We start from the raw sequence: 13,915 nt of genomic DNA, 5'->3' as shown, positions 1-13,915 counted from the left end.
ACTAGATACTTATCCCGTTCTAACGGGCGGTAAACTTTCCAATTGTTTCAAGTGAAAAGTTTACCGCACATAAGAACTTCTTCCGTTCATTAAAATAGTATTGCTAAATAATCATATACACGCTTAGATTTCTCTCCACCCATTCGTGCATGTTGAAGAAGAGAAATACCATGAGGACCAGATGCACGCAATGCTTCTGGTTGAGCTACTAAAATAGCTTGTACAACTTCTAATTCACCAAGCATAGCTGCTGCAAAAATATCCATCCGAGCACCCTTTTCTAGTAAATAAAGAGCAATATCTTTACGACCTACATGTGCCGATGCGCCTAACGCACTTTCCCAATCTGATCCACCCCAATTATAAGAGGCGTGAAGTAAGCTTGGTGATTCAACCAATAGCTCTTGTACTTTCTCTAAATCCCCGTGAGCTGCCATAACAAATTCTCTTACTAATTCAATGGTAATACGCTCTTCTGCTTGCATCGCTCTTCTCCCCTTTTAGAAATTCGTTTCGGTGTAAAAAAAGGCTTGTCACTTCCCTGAAAAATATCTACATCTATGCCAAACACATGTTGAAACATTTCATGGCATAGTACTTCTTCTGGTATACCATCATACTGAATTTTTCCTCGCTTTAATACAAGTAAACGATCGCTATATTGAGCAGCTTGGTTAATGTCATGCAAAACCATTATAATTGTCATTCCAAACTCCTCATTTAATCGTTTAACAAGTTCCATTACTTCCAACTGGTGAACGATATCTAAAAAGGTTGTTGGTTCATCCAATAATAAGACATTTGTACGTTGCGCTAGCGTCATCGCAATCCAAGCACGTTGCCGTTCCCCTCCTGATAAAGAATGTAAAAGACGATATTCATACCCTTCAAGATTTGTAACAGACAATGCCCAATCAACAATTTCTTCATCTTCTTTATTTAAGTGGCTACTCCATGATTTATGTGGACCTCTTCCGAACTCAATTAGTTCTTTCACTGTTAAATCTAATTGATGATCATGCATTTGTGGTAACATTGCTAATTGCTTCGCTACATCAGCACTCTTCATCATATGAATATTTTTCCCATCTAAAATGATGTCCCCTTCGCTTTGTTTCAGTAGCCTTGCTATTAAACGAAGCAAAGTAGATTTTCCCGATCCATTCGGACCAATTAAACTAACGATTTCTCCAACCTTAATATGTACATTCATATTTTGCATTTGAAATCTTTCAGAGTGTGCGTAAAACACTTTGTTAACGGAAATCACTTTGTTTTCCTCCTCTATGAATTAAATATAAGAAGAACGGACCACCTAAGAAGGACAGTAAAATACCAACAGGCAATTCGATTGGGTCAAACCAACTTCGAGCTATTGCATCCGCAAAAACAAGTAATACCCCGCCGCCAAGGCATGATAAAGGTAGCAAATATCTATAATCATTTCCAACTAATAAACGTAGCATATGTGGTACGACAAGACCGACAAATCCAATAAGACCAGACACACTTACTGCAATTCCAGCTAATAATGTACTTACTACGATTAAATAAAACCGACTTTTTTCCACGTTATGTCCTAATAACTTTGCCATTTCATCTCCAAGCATTAACACTCGAATATGCTTAATACCAAAGAAAGCTAATATAATGGCGAATATTGCATAATAAATAATCATGTTTAAATGTGCCCAACTTACACCACCAATACCGCCCGCTAGCCACGGTAACACCGATTGTACTTTGTCACTATGTAATAACATTAATGCTGACGTTGCTGCACCAATTAATGCATTGATCGACACCCCTACTAAGACGATTCTTGAAGGTGATGCCCCTTTTTGCCATGATAAAGCATAAATAACCATTGCTGTTATGAAAGCTCCTAAAAACGCCCCTAGTGGTAAAAAAGCTAGATGCTGTGGGAATAAAATCATGATGACAATTGCTACAAGGCCTGCCCCAGATGAAACTCCGATAATACCAGGATCTGCAAGAGGGTTTCTCATAACCCCTTGTAGCAGTGTACCAGATGCAGCTAAACATGTTCCTACTATAAACCCAATGAGCACTCTCGGTATGCGAAGATCCCATACAATTCGATGAACTGTCGAACCTTCCTCTTGTATACCTGTTAAAATATCTCGTACAGAAAAGGATAAACTTCCTGCGAAGAGACCGTAAAAGAGACCTAGGATTGTTAATACAACTAAAGTAACTGCTATTATCCATCTTTTTTTCGCAAAAGGATGTTCCTTTTCTCTTACTACTTCACTACTTTCCATACGTATCATTTCCTTACATCTTGTATACTTTTATACATAAAGTCCATTGCTTCTGTAACTTTTGTACCAGGATTAGATCCAAATAAATCAGGTGGCAAAATAACTACGCGGTTTTGTTTTACTGCCTCTAAATTTTTCCACGCTTCATTTTTCATCATTTCGCCTTCAAATGCTTTTTTCACACTTTTTGGATCTCCGTGTGTAATTAAATAAATGACATCTGGATTCGCCTCAATAATACGTTCTACACTTAGCTGTGCATATTGCGGATATTCTTTCGTTTCTGGAAAATCAGAAGCAATATTTTTTCCGCCTGTTTTTTCTAAAATATCACCTGATAAAGATGTTGGTAATGCCGCTAAATAAGTTCCTGGTGCGCCATACACTAGCAATGCTTTCACATCACTTTTTTTCTCATATTTCTTCATTTGATCATTCATTTTTTGATTAATTTCTTTTGCTTTATCTTCTTTCTTCATTACCGTTCCATATAATTCAATATTCTTTTGAATATCTTGTACAGAATTCGCAGAAGAAATGATAACTTGCGTTCCTTGTCCTTCAACCGTTGGCACATTCTTTTGGAATCCATTGTTAGCAACAAGTACATCGGGCTTCAAACTAGCAATTTGCTCAAAATTCGGTTGATGTGCATTCCCAATTACTTGTGCTTTCTTTAACTCCTCTGGAAGAGTTAATTTCGTATCCGGGCGACCTACTATTTTTCCACCTAAAGCATGAATAATATCCATGTCCCCCATACTTAATGTTGCAAAACTTTCTGGCACTTTATCGAATGTTACCTTTCTTCCTGATAGGTCGGTAATTTCGATTTTCTCTTTTCCTTTTTCTGTTTTGGTTGCAGACGCTTTTTCGTCCCCTTTGGCACTGCAACCTATTAACAAGAAAAAAATGGATAAAATCGCTGTAAATAGCGTAATAGATTTCTTCATTTCTTCACCTCTAATTGATAATGATAATCATTAACTACTATTATACTTTAATTGATAAGGATTATCATTGTCAACACGAAACACATATATTTTCCTACAAAAACAAAAAGCGCGACAAAAAGATTTTTTCTTTTCGCTGCGCTCTAGTTAACAATATTATTCACATTCATTTTCCTCTAGCTGGTCACGCATCACTTTCACACGCTGAAAGAAAAAGAACGATAAGCTTAAAAATATAACGATGCTCCCCATCATAACAAAAAATTGGATTGTCTCTTTTGCTCCACTCGGAATCAATAAGCCAACCATTAACAATGTACTTACAGCGAGAAGCATTTGTCCAAACCGAGTATAATCTTCTATTTTTCCTTTTAATTCTTTCATTATATTCTCACTCCTCCATTTCACTGTATCATATTCTATGAAACTGAAAGACCAGTAAATACAGCCATTCTGGGAGATGTTTTCCAATAAAAAAAGAGCCGCTTTTACTGCGGCTCTTTTTTTATCATTATTCACCTTTATATGCTTCCATATAAATTTCTTTCAGCTCTGAAATAAGCGGTAACTTTGGATTAGCAGTTGTACATTGATCTTCAAAAGCTCTTTCTGCTAATACTCCAACAACCTCTTCAAATTGCTCTTTATCGACTCCTTGTCCCGCAATACTCATATTAATATTTAAGCTTTTTCCAAGCTCAATAATTGCTCGGACGAGTGATTCCACCCCTTCTGCTGCCGAACTTGCTGGAAGCCCGAGCATTCTCGCTATATGTGCATATCTTTCATCTGCCACAAAGTGCTCATATTTTGGGAACAATGCGTGTTTTCTTGGCTTAATAGCATTATAGCGGACTACGTGCGGCATTAGAATGGCATTTGCGCGTCCGTGCGGAATATGGAATTCTGGTCCAATCTTATGTGCTAAGCTGTGATTAATACCGAGGAAAGCATTTGCAAATGCCATCCCTGCAATTGCAGAAGCGTTATGCATTTTTTCTCTTGCTTCTTCATCATTTCCATCTTTATATGCTCTCGGTAAATATTTGAATACGAGATCAATAGCTTTTAATGCTAATCCATCTGTATAGTCATTTGCCATAACAGACACATACGCCTCAATTGCATGTGTTAAAACATCCATACCAGTATCTGCTGTTACATGTGGTGGTACTGTCATTACAAATTGTGGATCAACAATTGCTACATCTGGTGTTAATTCATAATCTGCGAGCGGATACTTTATATTATTTTTCTTATCTGTAATAACCGCAAATGGTGTCACTTCTGATCCCGTTCCTGATGTCGTTGGAATCGCAACAAACTGCGCCTTATTTCCTAATTCCGGATATTTACATGTACGTTTTCTTATATCTAAAAATTTCTGTTTAATACCATAGAATGTCGTTTCTGGATGCTCATAGAATAACCACATTCCTTTTGCTGCATCCATAGCTGAACCACCACCAAGTGCGATAATTACATCTGGCTTAAAGCTTTTCATCATTTCCGCACCTTTGAAAACAGTTTCATCTGATGGATCTGGTTCGACCTCAAAGAAAACTTCAACTTTCACATCATTTGCATTCTTGTTTAAATAGTGCGCGACTGTATCGACATAGCCATGTTCAACCATTCCGGAGTCCGTTACAATAAATGCACGTGAAATGTTAGGCATATTTGCTAAATAAGCTGTAGCATGTTTTTCAAAATAAATTTTTGGTGGCAGTTTGAACCACTGCATATTCTTTTTTCTATTTGCCAGCCTTTTTATATTTAATAAATGAGTCGCTGTTACATTTTGGGAAACTGAATTCTTTCCGTATGAACCACAACCAAGTGTAAGTGATGGAATAAATCCATTATATATATCCCCTATTCCACCTTGTGATGAAGGTGCATTTACAATGAGACGGCAAGCTTTCATACGTAACCCAAATTGCTTTTGCACATCTTTATTTGTAGAATGGATAACTGCTGAATGTCCTAAACCACCGAGGTTCAACATTTCTTCGCAATATGTAAATCCTTCTTCTAATGAATTTGCCTTCACACAAGCTAATACTGGACTCAGTTTCTCACGGGATAACGGATATGCTGCTCCGATACCTTGAATTTCAGCTACAAGCATTTTTGTATGTCCAGGAACAGTGATCCCAACTAAATCGGCAATATACTGTGCGGATTTCCCTACAATATCACTATTTACTGCACATGTATTTTCATTTATAACGAGCTTTTCTAATTTTTTTCTTTCTTCTTCTGTTACAAAGTAACAACTGTTTTCAATCATTTCTGTTTTAACATCATCATAAATTTCTTTATCGACAATGATTGCTTGTTCCGATGCACAAATCATACCGTTATCAAATGTTTTTGATAAAATTAAATCATTAACAGCTCGTTTTACATGTGCTGATTTTTCTATATAACACGGTACATTACCAGGACCAACGCCTAACGCTGGTTTTCCAGTAGAGTAAGCTGATTTCACCATACCAGCGCCTCCAGTTGCTAGAACGAGTGCTACACCATCATGGTTCATCAATTGTTTCGTCGCTTCAACAGACGGTCTTTCAATCCATTGAATACAGTGTTTTGGTGCACCAGCTTTCATCGCTGCATCATATACGGTTTTCGCTGCTGCCACAGAACATTTTTGTGCGGAAGGATGAAATGCGAAAATAATTGGATTTCTTGTTTTTATCGCAATTAACGCTTTAAACATTGTTGTCGACGTTGGATTCGTTACTGGTGTTACTCCAGCTACTACACCGACAGGTTCCGCGATTTCTATTATTTCTTCATGAGGATCTTCGTGAATAATCCCTACCGTTTTATCTTGCTTTATACTATGCCAAATATATTCAGTGGCAAAAATATTTTTAATGCATTTGTCTTCATATACACCACGGCCAGTTTCTTCAACTGCCAATTTCGCTAGCGGCATATGTTGATCAACACCTGCTAATGCCATTTCATGAACAATGTTGTCAATTTCCTCTTGTGTAAAACTTTCTAATGCTTGTAAAGCTTGTTGACCATTATTTACTAGCGTATCAATCATCTTTTTTACTTCCTGCATTTCATTTACAACTTTCTCTTTGACTACCATGTGAATTTCCTCCTATTCTACTATTACGGTCCTTATATGTCCCTGTAGGTCAAAATAAGTCCCAATTAACACAAAAAAATAGAGATGCTTTCCTACATGAATTTCATTGTTTGTGAAAAGTTTCACAAGTTTGTTCGTGAGTAACGTTTCCTGAATTCAATATACATGAAATCATTTCGTTTGTGTATGTCTATTTTGTGAAATGTTTCACAAAAAGACGTAATAAAAAAACGCACTGCTAATATAGAGCAGTGCATTTTTTATTATGCTAGCGCTTGTGCTAAATCTTCAATTAAATCTTCACCATCTTCAATACCGACAGAAATACGAAATAATGTATCTGTAATTCCTAATTCTTTGCGGCGATCAGCCGGGATTGATGCATGTGTCATTTGAGATGGAATAGAAATTAAACTTTCTACCGCTCCTAAGCTTTCAGCAAGTGTAAAGTATTGTAGTTTCTCAAGTACTTTATTTAATGTTTCTTCACTATCTACATCAAATGAGATAATAGCACCAAACCCGTTTGCTTGTTCTGTTGCTAATTCGTGATTTTGATGTGATTCAAGACCTGGGTAATATACTTTATTTACTTTTGGATGATTATTTAAGAACTCAGCAATAGCACGTGAATTCGTTTCATGTTCTTCCATACGAATTCCTAATGTTTTTAAACCGCGAAGTAGTAAGAAGCTATCTTGTGGCCCAAGAATACCTCCTGTTGAGTTTTGTACAAAGTGAAGATCTTCTGCTAGTTGTGGGCTATTTACAACTACTAAACCTGCAACTACATCACTATGACCTCCTAAATATTTCGTTGCACTATGAAGCACAATATCTGCTCCTAAAGAAATCGGCGACTGCCAATATGGCGTCATGAATGTGTTATCAATAATTGTTAATAGGTCTTTCTCTTTAGCAAGAGTAGATATTTTCTTAATATCAGTAATTTTTAGTAGTGGGTTCGTTGGTGTTTCCACATAAATTGCTTTCGTATTTGGACGAATCGCTTCTTCAACTTCCTCTAAGTTTGTTGTATCTACAAATGTATGCTCAATACCGAAACGGTTTAATACTTTCTTAATAACGCGGTATGTTCCGCCATAAACATCATCTGTTAAAATAACGTGGTCACCTTTTGAGAACAACATAATTGTCGCTGTAATAGCAGCCATTCCTGAACCAAATGCAAATCCAGCATGCCCATTTTCTAATACAGCAATCATTTCTTCTAAAGCTGCACGTGTTGGGTTACCTGTACGTGAATATTCATATCCTTGATGCTTACCAACTGCTTCTTGTTTGTACGTACTTGTTTGATAAATCGGTACGTTTACAGATCCAGTTGAAGGTTCTCCTATGCGAATACCATGAATTAACTTTGTCTTTGCTCTCATTTTTTATTCCCATCCTTTGTATATGTCTTTACTTAAATAGCGCTCACTGCTATCAGGAAAAATCGTTACAATATTTGTACCTGGTGCTGCCTTCTCGGCCTCAAGTAAGCTCGCATGAAATGCTGCTCCTGAAGAGCTCCCAACGAGAAGTCCTTCTTTTTTCGCTAATTCTTTCACTCGTAAAAATGCATTTCGATCAGAAATCGTATGAATTTCATCAAAATAAGATGTCTTCAAAAATGGCGGGATAAATTCCAGTCCAATTCCTTCGGTCTCATGTGAACCAGCCTTACCACCATTTAAAATAGATCCTTCTGGCTCTACGATAACTGTTTTAATATCTATATTTTTTTCTTTCAAATAAGATGCAGTCCCCATAAACGTACCGCCAGTTCCTGCTCCAGCAACAAATATGTTAATCTCTCCATTCAATGCGTCCCACAGTTCAGGTCCTAGTGTTTTAAAATATGCACGAGGATTTGCCTCATTTGCGAACTGACTTGGAGAGTATGAATTCGGTAGTTCATTTACTAACTCTTTTGCTTTAGCAATTGCACCGGTCATTCCTTGCTCAGTCGGTGTATGCACGACCGTTGCACCTAGTGCTTTCATTAATTCTTGTTTTTCAATACTAAATTTCTCTGGTACACAAACAATAACACGTAAATCATGTTCTAATGCTGCAAGTGCCAGTCCAATACCAGTATTCCCAGCAGTCGGTTCAATAATTGTTCCACCCTGGGTCACAAGCCCTTTTTCTAGCGCATCTTCGATTAATTCTCTTCCTAAACGATCCTTAACGCTTCCGCCTGGGTTATAAAATTCAAGCTTTGCAAATAAACGGACTCCTTTCGGAAGTGAAAAACGAGTAATTTCTACAATTGGTGTATGACCAATTAACTCATGAACTCCACGATATACATTCATCGTGTTCTCCCCCTTGTTTGCCAATAAAGAAAAGGCAACTGTATGTATTTTCTTTATATGAGACAGTTGCCTTTTTGTTACATTACTTTAACTCTTCTAACACTTTTACGATAAAGTTTGTAGAATGAAGAGCTGCTTGATCTAAAAACTGATCAAATGAAACATTTGATTCTTTACCAGCAATATCAGAAAGTGCGCGAATGATAACAAACGGAATTTCATATTGGTGGCATACTTGTGCAACAGCTGCTGCTTCCATTTCTACCGCATAAAGATTTTCAAATTTATCACGGATGGCTGCAACGCGGTTCGAATCACTCATAAATGAATCACCTGTTGCAATCATACCTTTTACAACTTGAATATTTTCTTCAGCCTGCATACATTTCTCAGCTAATGCAACTAACGCCTCATCAGCTTTAAATCCAGGCGGCATTCCTGGTACTTGACCATATTCATAGTTAAATGCTGTTACATCTACGTCATGGTGACGAACTTCAGTGGAAATAACTACATCACCAACGTTTAGAGAATGATGGAATCCACCAGCTGAACCAGTATTAATTACTTTTTCAGGCTTATATTTTTCTAATAAAATTGTCGTTGACATCGCTGCGTTTACTTTACCAATACCAGACTTTAACAAGATTACTTCATGCCCTGCTAATAGCCCTTTCGTAAATTCACAACCTGCAACCGTTTCTGTCTCTGCTTGTTCTAATTTGTCACGTAAAATACGTACTTCTTCTTCCATTGCTCCAATTACAGCAATTCTCAATCTAATCCCTCTTTCTATTGCTTAGTTGCCTCCATTACCCAAACGAAATGATTTAATCTCGTGAACGTTACATGGAAGCCATTGTTTTCAAAAATAGTCTGCATAACTGGAATACGTGTATAGTATTCCGTTTGCAAATCGTTTGCTAACTGGTGGAAACCTCTTTGTTTTGCTGTTTCAACAGTTTTATCATATGCATCTTGATCTGCAAATATCGTATCAGCAAACACTATTTTACCACCTTTGTTTAGCAATTGACTATACTTCGCAATCGCTACATTTTTTTCATCATCTGTTAAATGATGAAATGCATAGGTGCTTACAATGGTATCAATTGAATTTGGAACTTCAAACGAAAGAAAATCACCGTCTGTAATTGAAAATTCTTTTGGCAATTTCTCTTTTGCAATCATGCGCATTTCACGCGACGGTTCTATACCGTAAACTGTGCGGCCAGCAAGTAATAATTTATTTGTTAAATTACCTGTACCGACACCAAATTCTAATACATTACCAAATGACTTGTTAACTACATCCTCTAGAATGTCCTCATAATGGGCGAAAACTTCTTTATATTGTATATCTTCGCCTTGTACAAATGAGTCGTACGTATGAGCCCACTCATCAAATAAACCATTAAATTCTGTACCCATAAAAATTCCCCTTTTTCTTATCGGTTTTATCAGTATGATATTCCCTCTTTCTAAAAATGTCAATTGAAATGTACATGGTATTTCCTTCTTTTCTTTGTTACACTATAGTTGATTACATAGGAGAGGGGCCGTCTTCATGTCATTTACCTTTGAAATGTTAGAAGATAAAGTAGAGTTTTTTGAAGCGGGAGACTTAGCTTCTTTAGAACGAAAAATTAGTGAACAAATTGATAATAATAAAGCACTTATGCTTGAAGTTCATCACATCTCACATCAAATGGTTATGGATCCTGAAAGCAAAAGACCGTATTATAGCGCGGTTGTTCATTTTAAATTAAAGAAATTGCGTTAACAAAAAAGAGAAGCTCCTAAGGAGCCTCTCTTTTTTAGTTTAGAGTTTGAACAAGTACTGGTTTCCAGCCCTCATTGTCTACCCAATCAATATTTACATAATATCTTTTCCCACTTTGCTTATCTTGAACATCACCATAAGCTTTGCTCTTTCCAGTTTTGTCTCTTCCAACAAAATGGAATACTAATTGCTCTTTCGGTACTTCAACACCTGCAGCAATTGCACTTTGCATCTCATTCCAATCTGATGAACCCTGTTTAAACGTCATCGCTGGTGATGAACCTTGTTCTGTTCCTACAGCTTTCCAAGAAGGTTTTGTATACGCCTCTTTTGCCTTAGATACAGTTTTCTCAGCTGATACTTTCTCGTTAGCTTTCGCTTCTTCTTCAGCTTTTTTCTGTTCTTCTTCAGCCTTTAGCTTCTCTTCTTCAGCTTTTTTCTTAGCTTCTGCTTGCTCTTGTTCTTTTTCTTTTTTCTTAGCAGATTCTTTATCTTCTGATTTTCCAGCTTTCTCATTCTTTGTTGTTTGTTGAGAGACTTTCTTATCAGTAGAAGATGCTTGCTCTTTCGTACTAGGAACGAACAATTGATATGCTACAATAGCTACTAATAGTAATACAATAGCGATTGCAATATTTAAAACACCGTTTTGACGACGTTTTTGTTGTTTCTGTTGGAATCTTGATCCTCCTGCCATTCTCCAAACCTCCATGCAGTTTTTCCTAATTGCTATTGTAACATTAAATCTAGAAAGGTTGAACATTTACAATGATATTTTCATGAAATGAAGACATTTCACTATAAATTGCAAGATTACTTTTCATTCTCCAATTGATAGATTGCTCCTACCATATCTTTAAAAATAGGTGTAACTTTATTCACTTTGCTATCAGTCTCTAGATCAACAACAACTAAAGCATATCTTGGATTCTCATACGGAAAATAACCTGCAAACCAGCGATTCACCCTCGTCCCTTTCCCTGTTTGCGCTGTCCCGGATTTTCCAGCGACACTTAGTGGCAACGAACGGAATGCCGTTCCTGTTCCTTTCTCCCTTGTTACAACGCCTCTTAATAACTCTTGTAATGTTTTCACTGTTTCATACGAAAGCTGTTTTCCATTTAACGTATGGCTCTCAAATGTAAAAAAATCCGCTCCATTTTTATATACTATTTTTTCAACTGCTTTCACTTCCATCTTTTCTCCATTCCTCGCAATCGTCGCCATCATATTTGCAATTGCTAGAGGTGATATACGTACATCTTTCTATCCAATTGCTGTTTGTTCTACCGCTTTTTTACTATTTTTATTTTCTTCATTCCCCCAAATAGTAGTACCCTTTTCTTCTGGCATTTGCTCAAAATGAGGTGTATGAAATACAGAACCTTTCCATCCAACCTTTTCATTTGCTCCTAAAGCTGCTACGTATGTTTCTAGCACCGTCTTATCCTTTTGTAATAGCTCGTTACCTAACTCGGAAAATGTCCTGTTACAGCTCCTAGCAAAGCTCTCTTTAAAGTTAAGTGTACCCATCCTAACTTGCGGGTCGTTTTCACCATATAAATCTTTATTACAGTTAAATGTCCGATTAAACAAATTTACTTTTTGATCAATGACTGCAGCTGCAACTACTGTTTTAAAAACAGAGCCTGGAAAATGTGGCGTTAACATTTGATTTTCAAGTGTAGTTTTATATAAATTCTCATCCCTTACTTGTAAAGACGGCTTACTAGCCATCGCTAATATTTCATTTGTCTTTACATCAAGTAATACTAGTCCCCCCTTCTTTATTTCATTCGCTTCAATCACTTCTTCTGCTTTTTGCTGCAACTCTTTATGTAAAGTAGTTTGAATCCTAACTGGATAAAATGGATTTCCTGGTGAAGTGTATTTCGCTTGCTTTCCGAAAATTGGTTCTCCTTGCCGATCTACTTGATATAATACTTTTGCCTCTCCATCAGTCAATAGAAATTCATCAAATGATTGCTGTAATCCTGAAATACCTATCGGCGTTTGTTTTGAGATTCTTTTCAATTCTCCATATCGCTTTTGAAACTCCCTTTCGTTCTCCCCTACATCACCAATTAAATGATTTATCTCTCCAGTTTGTTTTAATCGCACTTCAGCTGCTACAATACCTAATACATGTAATTCATTTACCTTCTCCATCTGCTCTCGTGTCACTCGAAATGGAGCAGTTTCTCCTTGTAGTGTAAATGCATTTTTATTATTTTTCATTTGTCTTCTAATCTCTTGTCTCGACACACCAATGATATGCGCGATTTTCTCTAACATGTCATTTTTTATTTGTAAAAATGGAAAAATAATTAAAACAGGATATTTTTCCTCACCTATTTTTTTACCATTACGATCTATAAACTGCCCACGTCCATCGTCTACTGTAATGGATTGTGTGCGTTGCGTAACACTTTTTTCAATTAAATTTATTTTGCGATCAGTAAATGATTCTGTATCTATAATTTGAATTTGGATTAAACGACAAAGCAATACAAACATAACGCTCATAAAACAAATTAAAACAATTGTAATTCTCCGTTTTATTTTCATAAAAAACACCTCGTCTATTGTAGTTTAGACGAGGTACTATTTTATTTATACAATCTCCAAAACAAAAACAGATATTATATAAGGCTATTATTGTTTCTTTGGCTTCTCTAAAAATTTCATAAGAAGCGATCTAAATTCAGTTTCATTCACTCCAGTGTTTTTAGCAACTTCAATTACAGTGGTTGTTACATTAGCCGCTATTTTTAAATAATCCTTACTAAGATTATCCATTTCATTTCTTTTTTCTTTTGCATTCTCAACTGTTACAGAATCAATACAAGTAATCATCTTATCTACAATATGTAAATAATTATTTTGTGCATCTATTATTTTTTGAATATCATCTTTATTACTTACTTTCGATTGTTTTAAATATGTATATGCTTGATTCACTTCATCTTTTAAAATTTTATCATTATTCTTCGCCTGTTCTTGTAACATATTCTTCATATCATCTATTGTTTTTTGATCCATCGAATCTCGCAATAAATAATCTGGATTCCCAATTGCGTAATCATACTTAATCGTTACATCTTGAAATATTTTCATGACAATTGCTAATTGATACGCTACATCAAAATCATTAAATTCCTTTTTATCTTGTGGATTTTCTAAGGCTTTTGAACTCTCAGTTGCTTTAATATCCTTTTTTTCTTCTTGCTTCACTTTTTCTCCCTTTGATGATGTAGTTTCTTCATTCGTTCCGCATGCAGCAAGTCCTAATATGGAGATACTACAAACCAATCCTGTAAAGATTTTATGTTTCATAATTAGCCCCTTTTCCCTTTTAAAACCTATGGTCTCTAATTATGATATCAAAGCTTAAAGTGTTTTTTTGACATTTTTTGTCGAATCACTCTAAGGTTTACACAATTTTTTTCAGAGTG

Annotated in this window: 13 protein-coding genes and 1 pseudogene; 1 reads left to right on the top strand and 13 read right to left on the bottom strand. The window is 36.1% G+C overall.

The window, feature by feature from the left end; translation table 11 throughout:
* Positions 1 to 89: 89 nt before the first annotated feature.
* From QCI79_RS20235 to QCI79_RS20190, 10 genes are all read right to left on the bottom strand, one after another.
* Complete coding sequence (locus QCI79_RS20235) at positions 90 to 485, bottom strand: ankyrin repeat domain-containing protein (protein WP_021728410.1); 396 nt, start codon at positions 483 to 485, stop codon at positions 90 to 92.
* Positions 452 to 1,270: an ABC transporter ATP-binding protein gene (locus QCI79_RS20230; protein ID WP_000626551.1), complete on the bottom strand. Its 819-nt coding sequence runs from the start codon at positions 1,268 to 1,270 to the stop codon at positions 452 to 454. Before QCI79_RS20230 ends, QCI79_RS20235 begins: the two co-directional genes overlap by 34 nt.
* Positions 1,257 to 2,285 carry a FecCD family ABC transporter permease gene (locus QCI79_RS20225; RefSeq protein ID WP_002132647.1) on the bottom strand — a complete coding sequence of 343 codons (1,029 nt, stop codon included), beginning with the start codon at positions 2,283 to 2,285 and terminating at the stop codon, positions 1,257 to 1,259. The genes QCI79_RS20230 and QCI79_RS20225 overlap by 14 nt, the downstream gene beginning before the upstream one ends.
* A 5-nt stretch (positions 2,286 to 2,290) precedes the next feature.
* The gene (locus QCI79_RS20220) at positions 2,291 to 3,238 is read right to left on the bottom strand and encodes an ABC transporter substrate-binding protein (RefSeq protein WP_000748457.1); all 948 of its coding nucleotides are present in this window, start codon (positions 3,236 to 3,238) and stop codon (positions 2,291 to 2,293) included.
* Between the two features lie 156 nt (positions 3,239 to 3,394).
* Positions 3,395 to 3,622: a YrhC family protein gene (locus QCI79_RS20215; protein WP_000661265.1), complete on the bottom strand. Its 228-nt coding sequence runs from the start codon at positions 3,620 to 3,622 to the stop codon at positions 3,395 to 3,397.
* A 127-nt stretch (positions 3,623 to 3,749) separates the two neighbouring features.
* Positions 3,750 to 6,353: a bifunctional acetaldehyde-CoA/alcohol dehydrogenase gene (gene adhE / locus QCI79_RS20210; RefSeq protein ID WP_000260502.1), complete on the bottom strand. Its 2,604-nt coding sequence runs from the start codon at positions 6,351 to 6,353 to the stop codon at positions 3,750 to 3,752.
* A 263-nt stretch (positions 6,354 to 6,616) separates the two neighbouring features.
* Positions 6,617 to 7,750 carry a bifunctional cystathionine gamma-lyase/homocysteine desulfhydrase gene (locus QCI79_RS20205; protein WP_021728409.1) on the bottom strand — a complete coding sequence of 378 codons (1,134 nt, stop codon included), beginning with the start codon at positions 7,748 to 7,750 and terminating at the stop codon, positions 6,617 to 6,619.
* 3 nt (positions 7,751 to 7,753) lie between these two features.
* On the bottom strand, positions 7,754 to 8,677 hold the full coding sequence (locus QCI79_RS20200; protein ID WP_001103880.1) for an O-acetylserine dependent cystathionine beta-synthase: 924 nt from the start codon (positions 8,675 to 8,677) through the stop codon (positions 7,754 to 7,756).
* Between the two features lie 82 nt (positions 8,678 to 8,759).
* Positions 8,760 to 9,455 carry a 5'-methylthioadenosine/S-adenosylhomocysteine nucleosidase gene (gene mtnN / locus QCI79_RS20195; RefSeq protein ID WP_021728408.1) on the bottom strand — a complete coding sequence of 232 codons (696 nt, stop codon included), beginning with the start codon at positions 9,453 to 9,455 and terminating at the stop codon, positions 8,760 to 8,762.
* A 14-nt stretch (positions 9,456 to 9,469) separates the two neighbouring features.
* On the bottom strand, positions 9,470 to 10,108 hold the full coding sequence (locus tag QCI79_RS20190; protein WP_000536315.1) for a class I SAM-dependent methyltransferase: 639 nt from the start codon (positions 10,106 to 10,108) through the stop codon (positions 9,470 to 9,472).
* A 136-nt stretch (positions 10,109 to 10,244) separates the two neighbouring features.
* Between QCI79_RS20190 and QCI79_RS20185 the strand changes: the two genes are divergently transcribed.
* Positions 10,245 to 10,460, top strand: a complete 216-nt coding sequence (locus tag QCI79_RS20185; protein WP_000010984.1) for a YrzA family protein — start codon at positions 10,245 to 10,247, stop codon at positions 10,458 to 10,460.
* 34 nt (positions 10,461 to 10,494) lie between these two features.
* On the opposite strand, the gene QCI79_RS20180 is transcribed toward QCI79_RS20185, so the two are convergent.
* The 3 genes and pseudogenes from QCI79_RS20180 to QCI79_RS20170 all read right to left on the bottom strand — a co-directional run bounded on the left by QCI79_RS20180 (position 10,495) and on the right by QCI79_RS20170 (position 13,796).
* Positions 10,495 to 11,157 carry a YrrS family protein gene (locus tag QCI79_RS20180; RefSeq protein WP_000897099.1) on the bottom strand — a complete coding sequence of 221 codons (663 nt, stop codon included), beginning with the start codon at positions 11,155 to 11,157 and terminating at the stop codon, positions 10,495 to 10,497.
* Between the two features lie 116 nt (positions 11,158 to 11,273).
* Positions 11,274 to 13,028 (bottom strand): annotated as a pseudogene (locus QCI79_RS20175) (peptidoglycan D,D-transpeptidase FtsI family protein).
* A gap of 87 nt (positions 13,029 to 13,115) precedes the next feature.
* Positions 13,116 to 13,796, bottom strand: a complete 681-nt coding sequence (locus QCI79_RS20170; RefSeq protein ID WP_000680878.1) for a hypothetical protein — start codon at positions 13,794 to 13,796, stop codon at positions 13,116 to 13,118.
* Positions 13,797 to 13,915: the final 119 nt, after the last annotated feature.

The organism is Bacillus cereus group sp. MG1 (assembly GCF_040460035.1).
GTDB classification, from domain to species: domain Bacteria; phylum Bacillota; class Bacilli; order Bacillales; family Bacillaceae_G; genus Bacillus_A; species Bacillus_A cereus.
The sequence above is the reverse complement of the archived record's forward strand: the minus strand, read 5'-3'. Positions and strand labels throughout refer to the sequence as shown.

What these genes read in the sequence shown, in the direction of transcription:
- QCI79_RS20235 (WP_021728410.1), bottom strand. Translation starts at nt 485, where the DNA reads ATGCAAGCAGAAGAGCGTATTACCATTGAATTAGTAAGAGAATTTGTT.
- QCI79_RS20225 (WP_002132647.1), bottom strand. Translation starts at nt 2,285, where the DNA reads ATGGAAAGTAGTGAAGTAGTAAGAGAAAAGGAACATCCTTTTGCGAAA.
- QCI79_RS20220 (WP_000748457.1), bottom strand. Translation starts at nt 3,238, where the DNA reads ATGAAGAAATCTATTACGCTATTTACAGCGATTTTATCCATTTTTTTC.
- QCI79_RS20215 (WP_000661265.1), bottom strand. Translation starts at nt 3,622, where the DNA reads ATGAAAGAATTAAAAGGAAAAATAGAAGATTATACTCGGTTTGGACAA.
- adhE (WP_000260502.1), bottom strand. Translation starts at nt 6,353, where the DNA reads ATGGTAGTCAAAGAGAAAGTTGTAAATGAAATGCAGGAAGTAAAAAAG.
- QCI79_RS20205 (WP_021728409.1), bottom strand. Translation starts at nt 7,750, where the DNA reads ATGAGAGCAAAGACAAAGTTAATTCATGGTATTCGCATAGGAGAACCT.
- QCI79_RS20200 (WP_001103880.1), bottom strand. Translation starts at nt 8,677, where the DNA reads ATGAATGTATATCGTGGAGTTCATGAGTTAATTGGTCATACACCAATT.
- QCI79_RS20190 (WP_000536315.1), bottom strand. Translation starts at nt 10,108, where the DNA reads ATGGGTACAGAATTTAATGGTTTATTTGATGAGTGGGCTCATACGTAC.
- QCI79_RS20185 (WP_000010984.1), top strand. Translation starts at nt 10,245, where the DNA reads ATGTCATTTACCTTTGAAATGTTAGAAGATAAAGTAGAGTTTTTTGAA.
- QCI79_RS20180 (WP_000897099.1), bottom strand. Translation starts at nt 11,157, where the DNA reads ATGGCAGGAGGATCAAGATTCCAACAGAAACAACAAAAACGTCGTCAA.
- QCI79_RS20170 (WP_000680878.1), bottom strand. Translation starts at nt 13,796, where the DNA reads ATGAAACATAAAATCTTTACAGGATTGGTTTGTAGTATCTCCATATTA.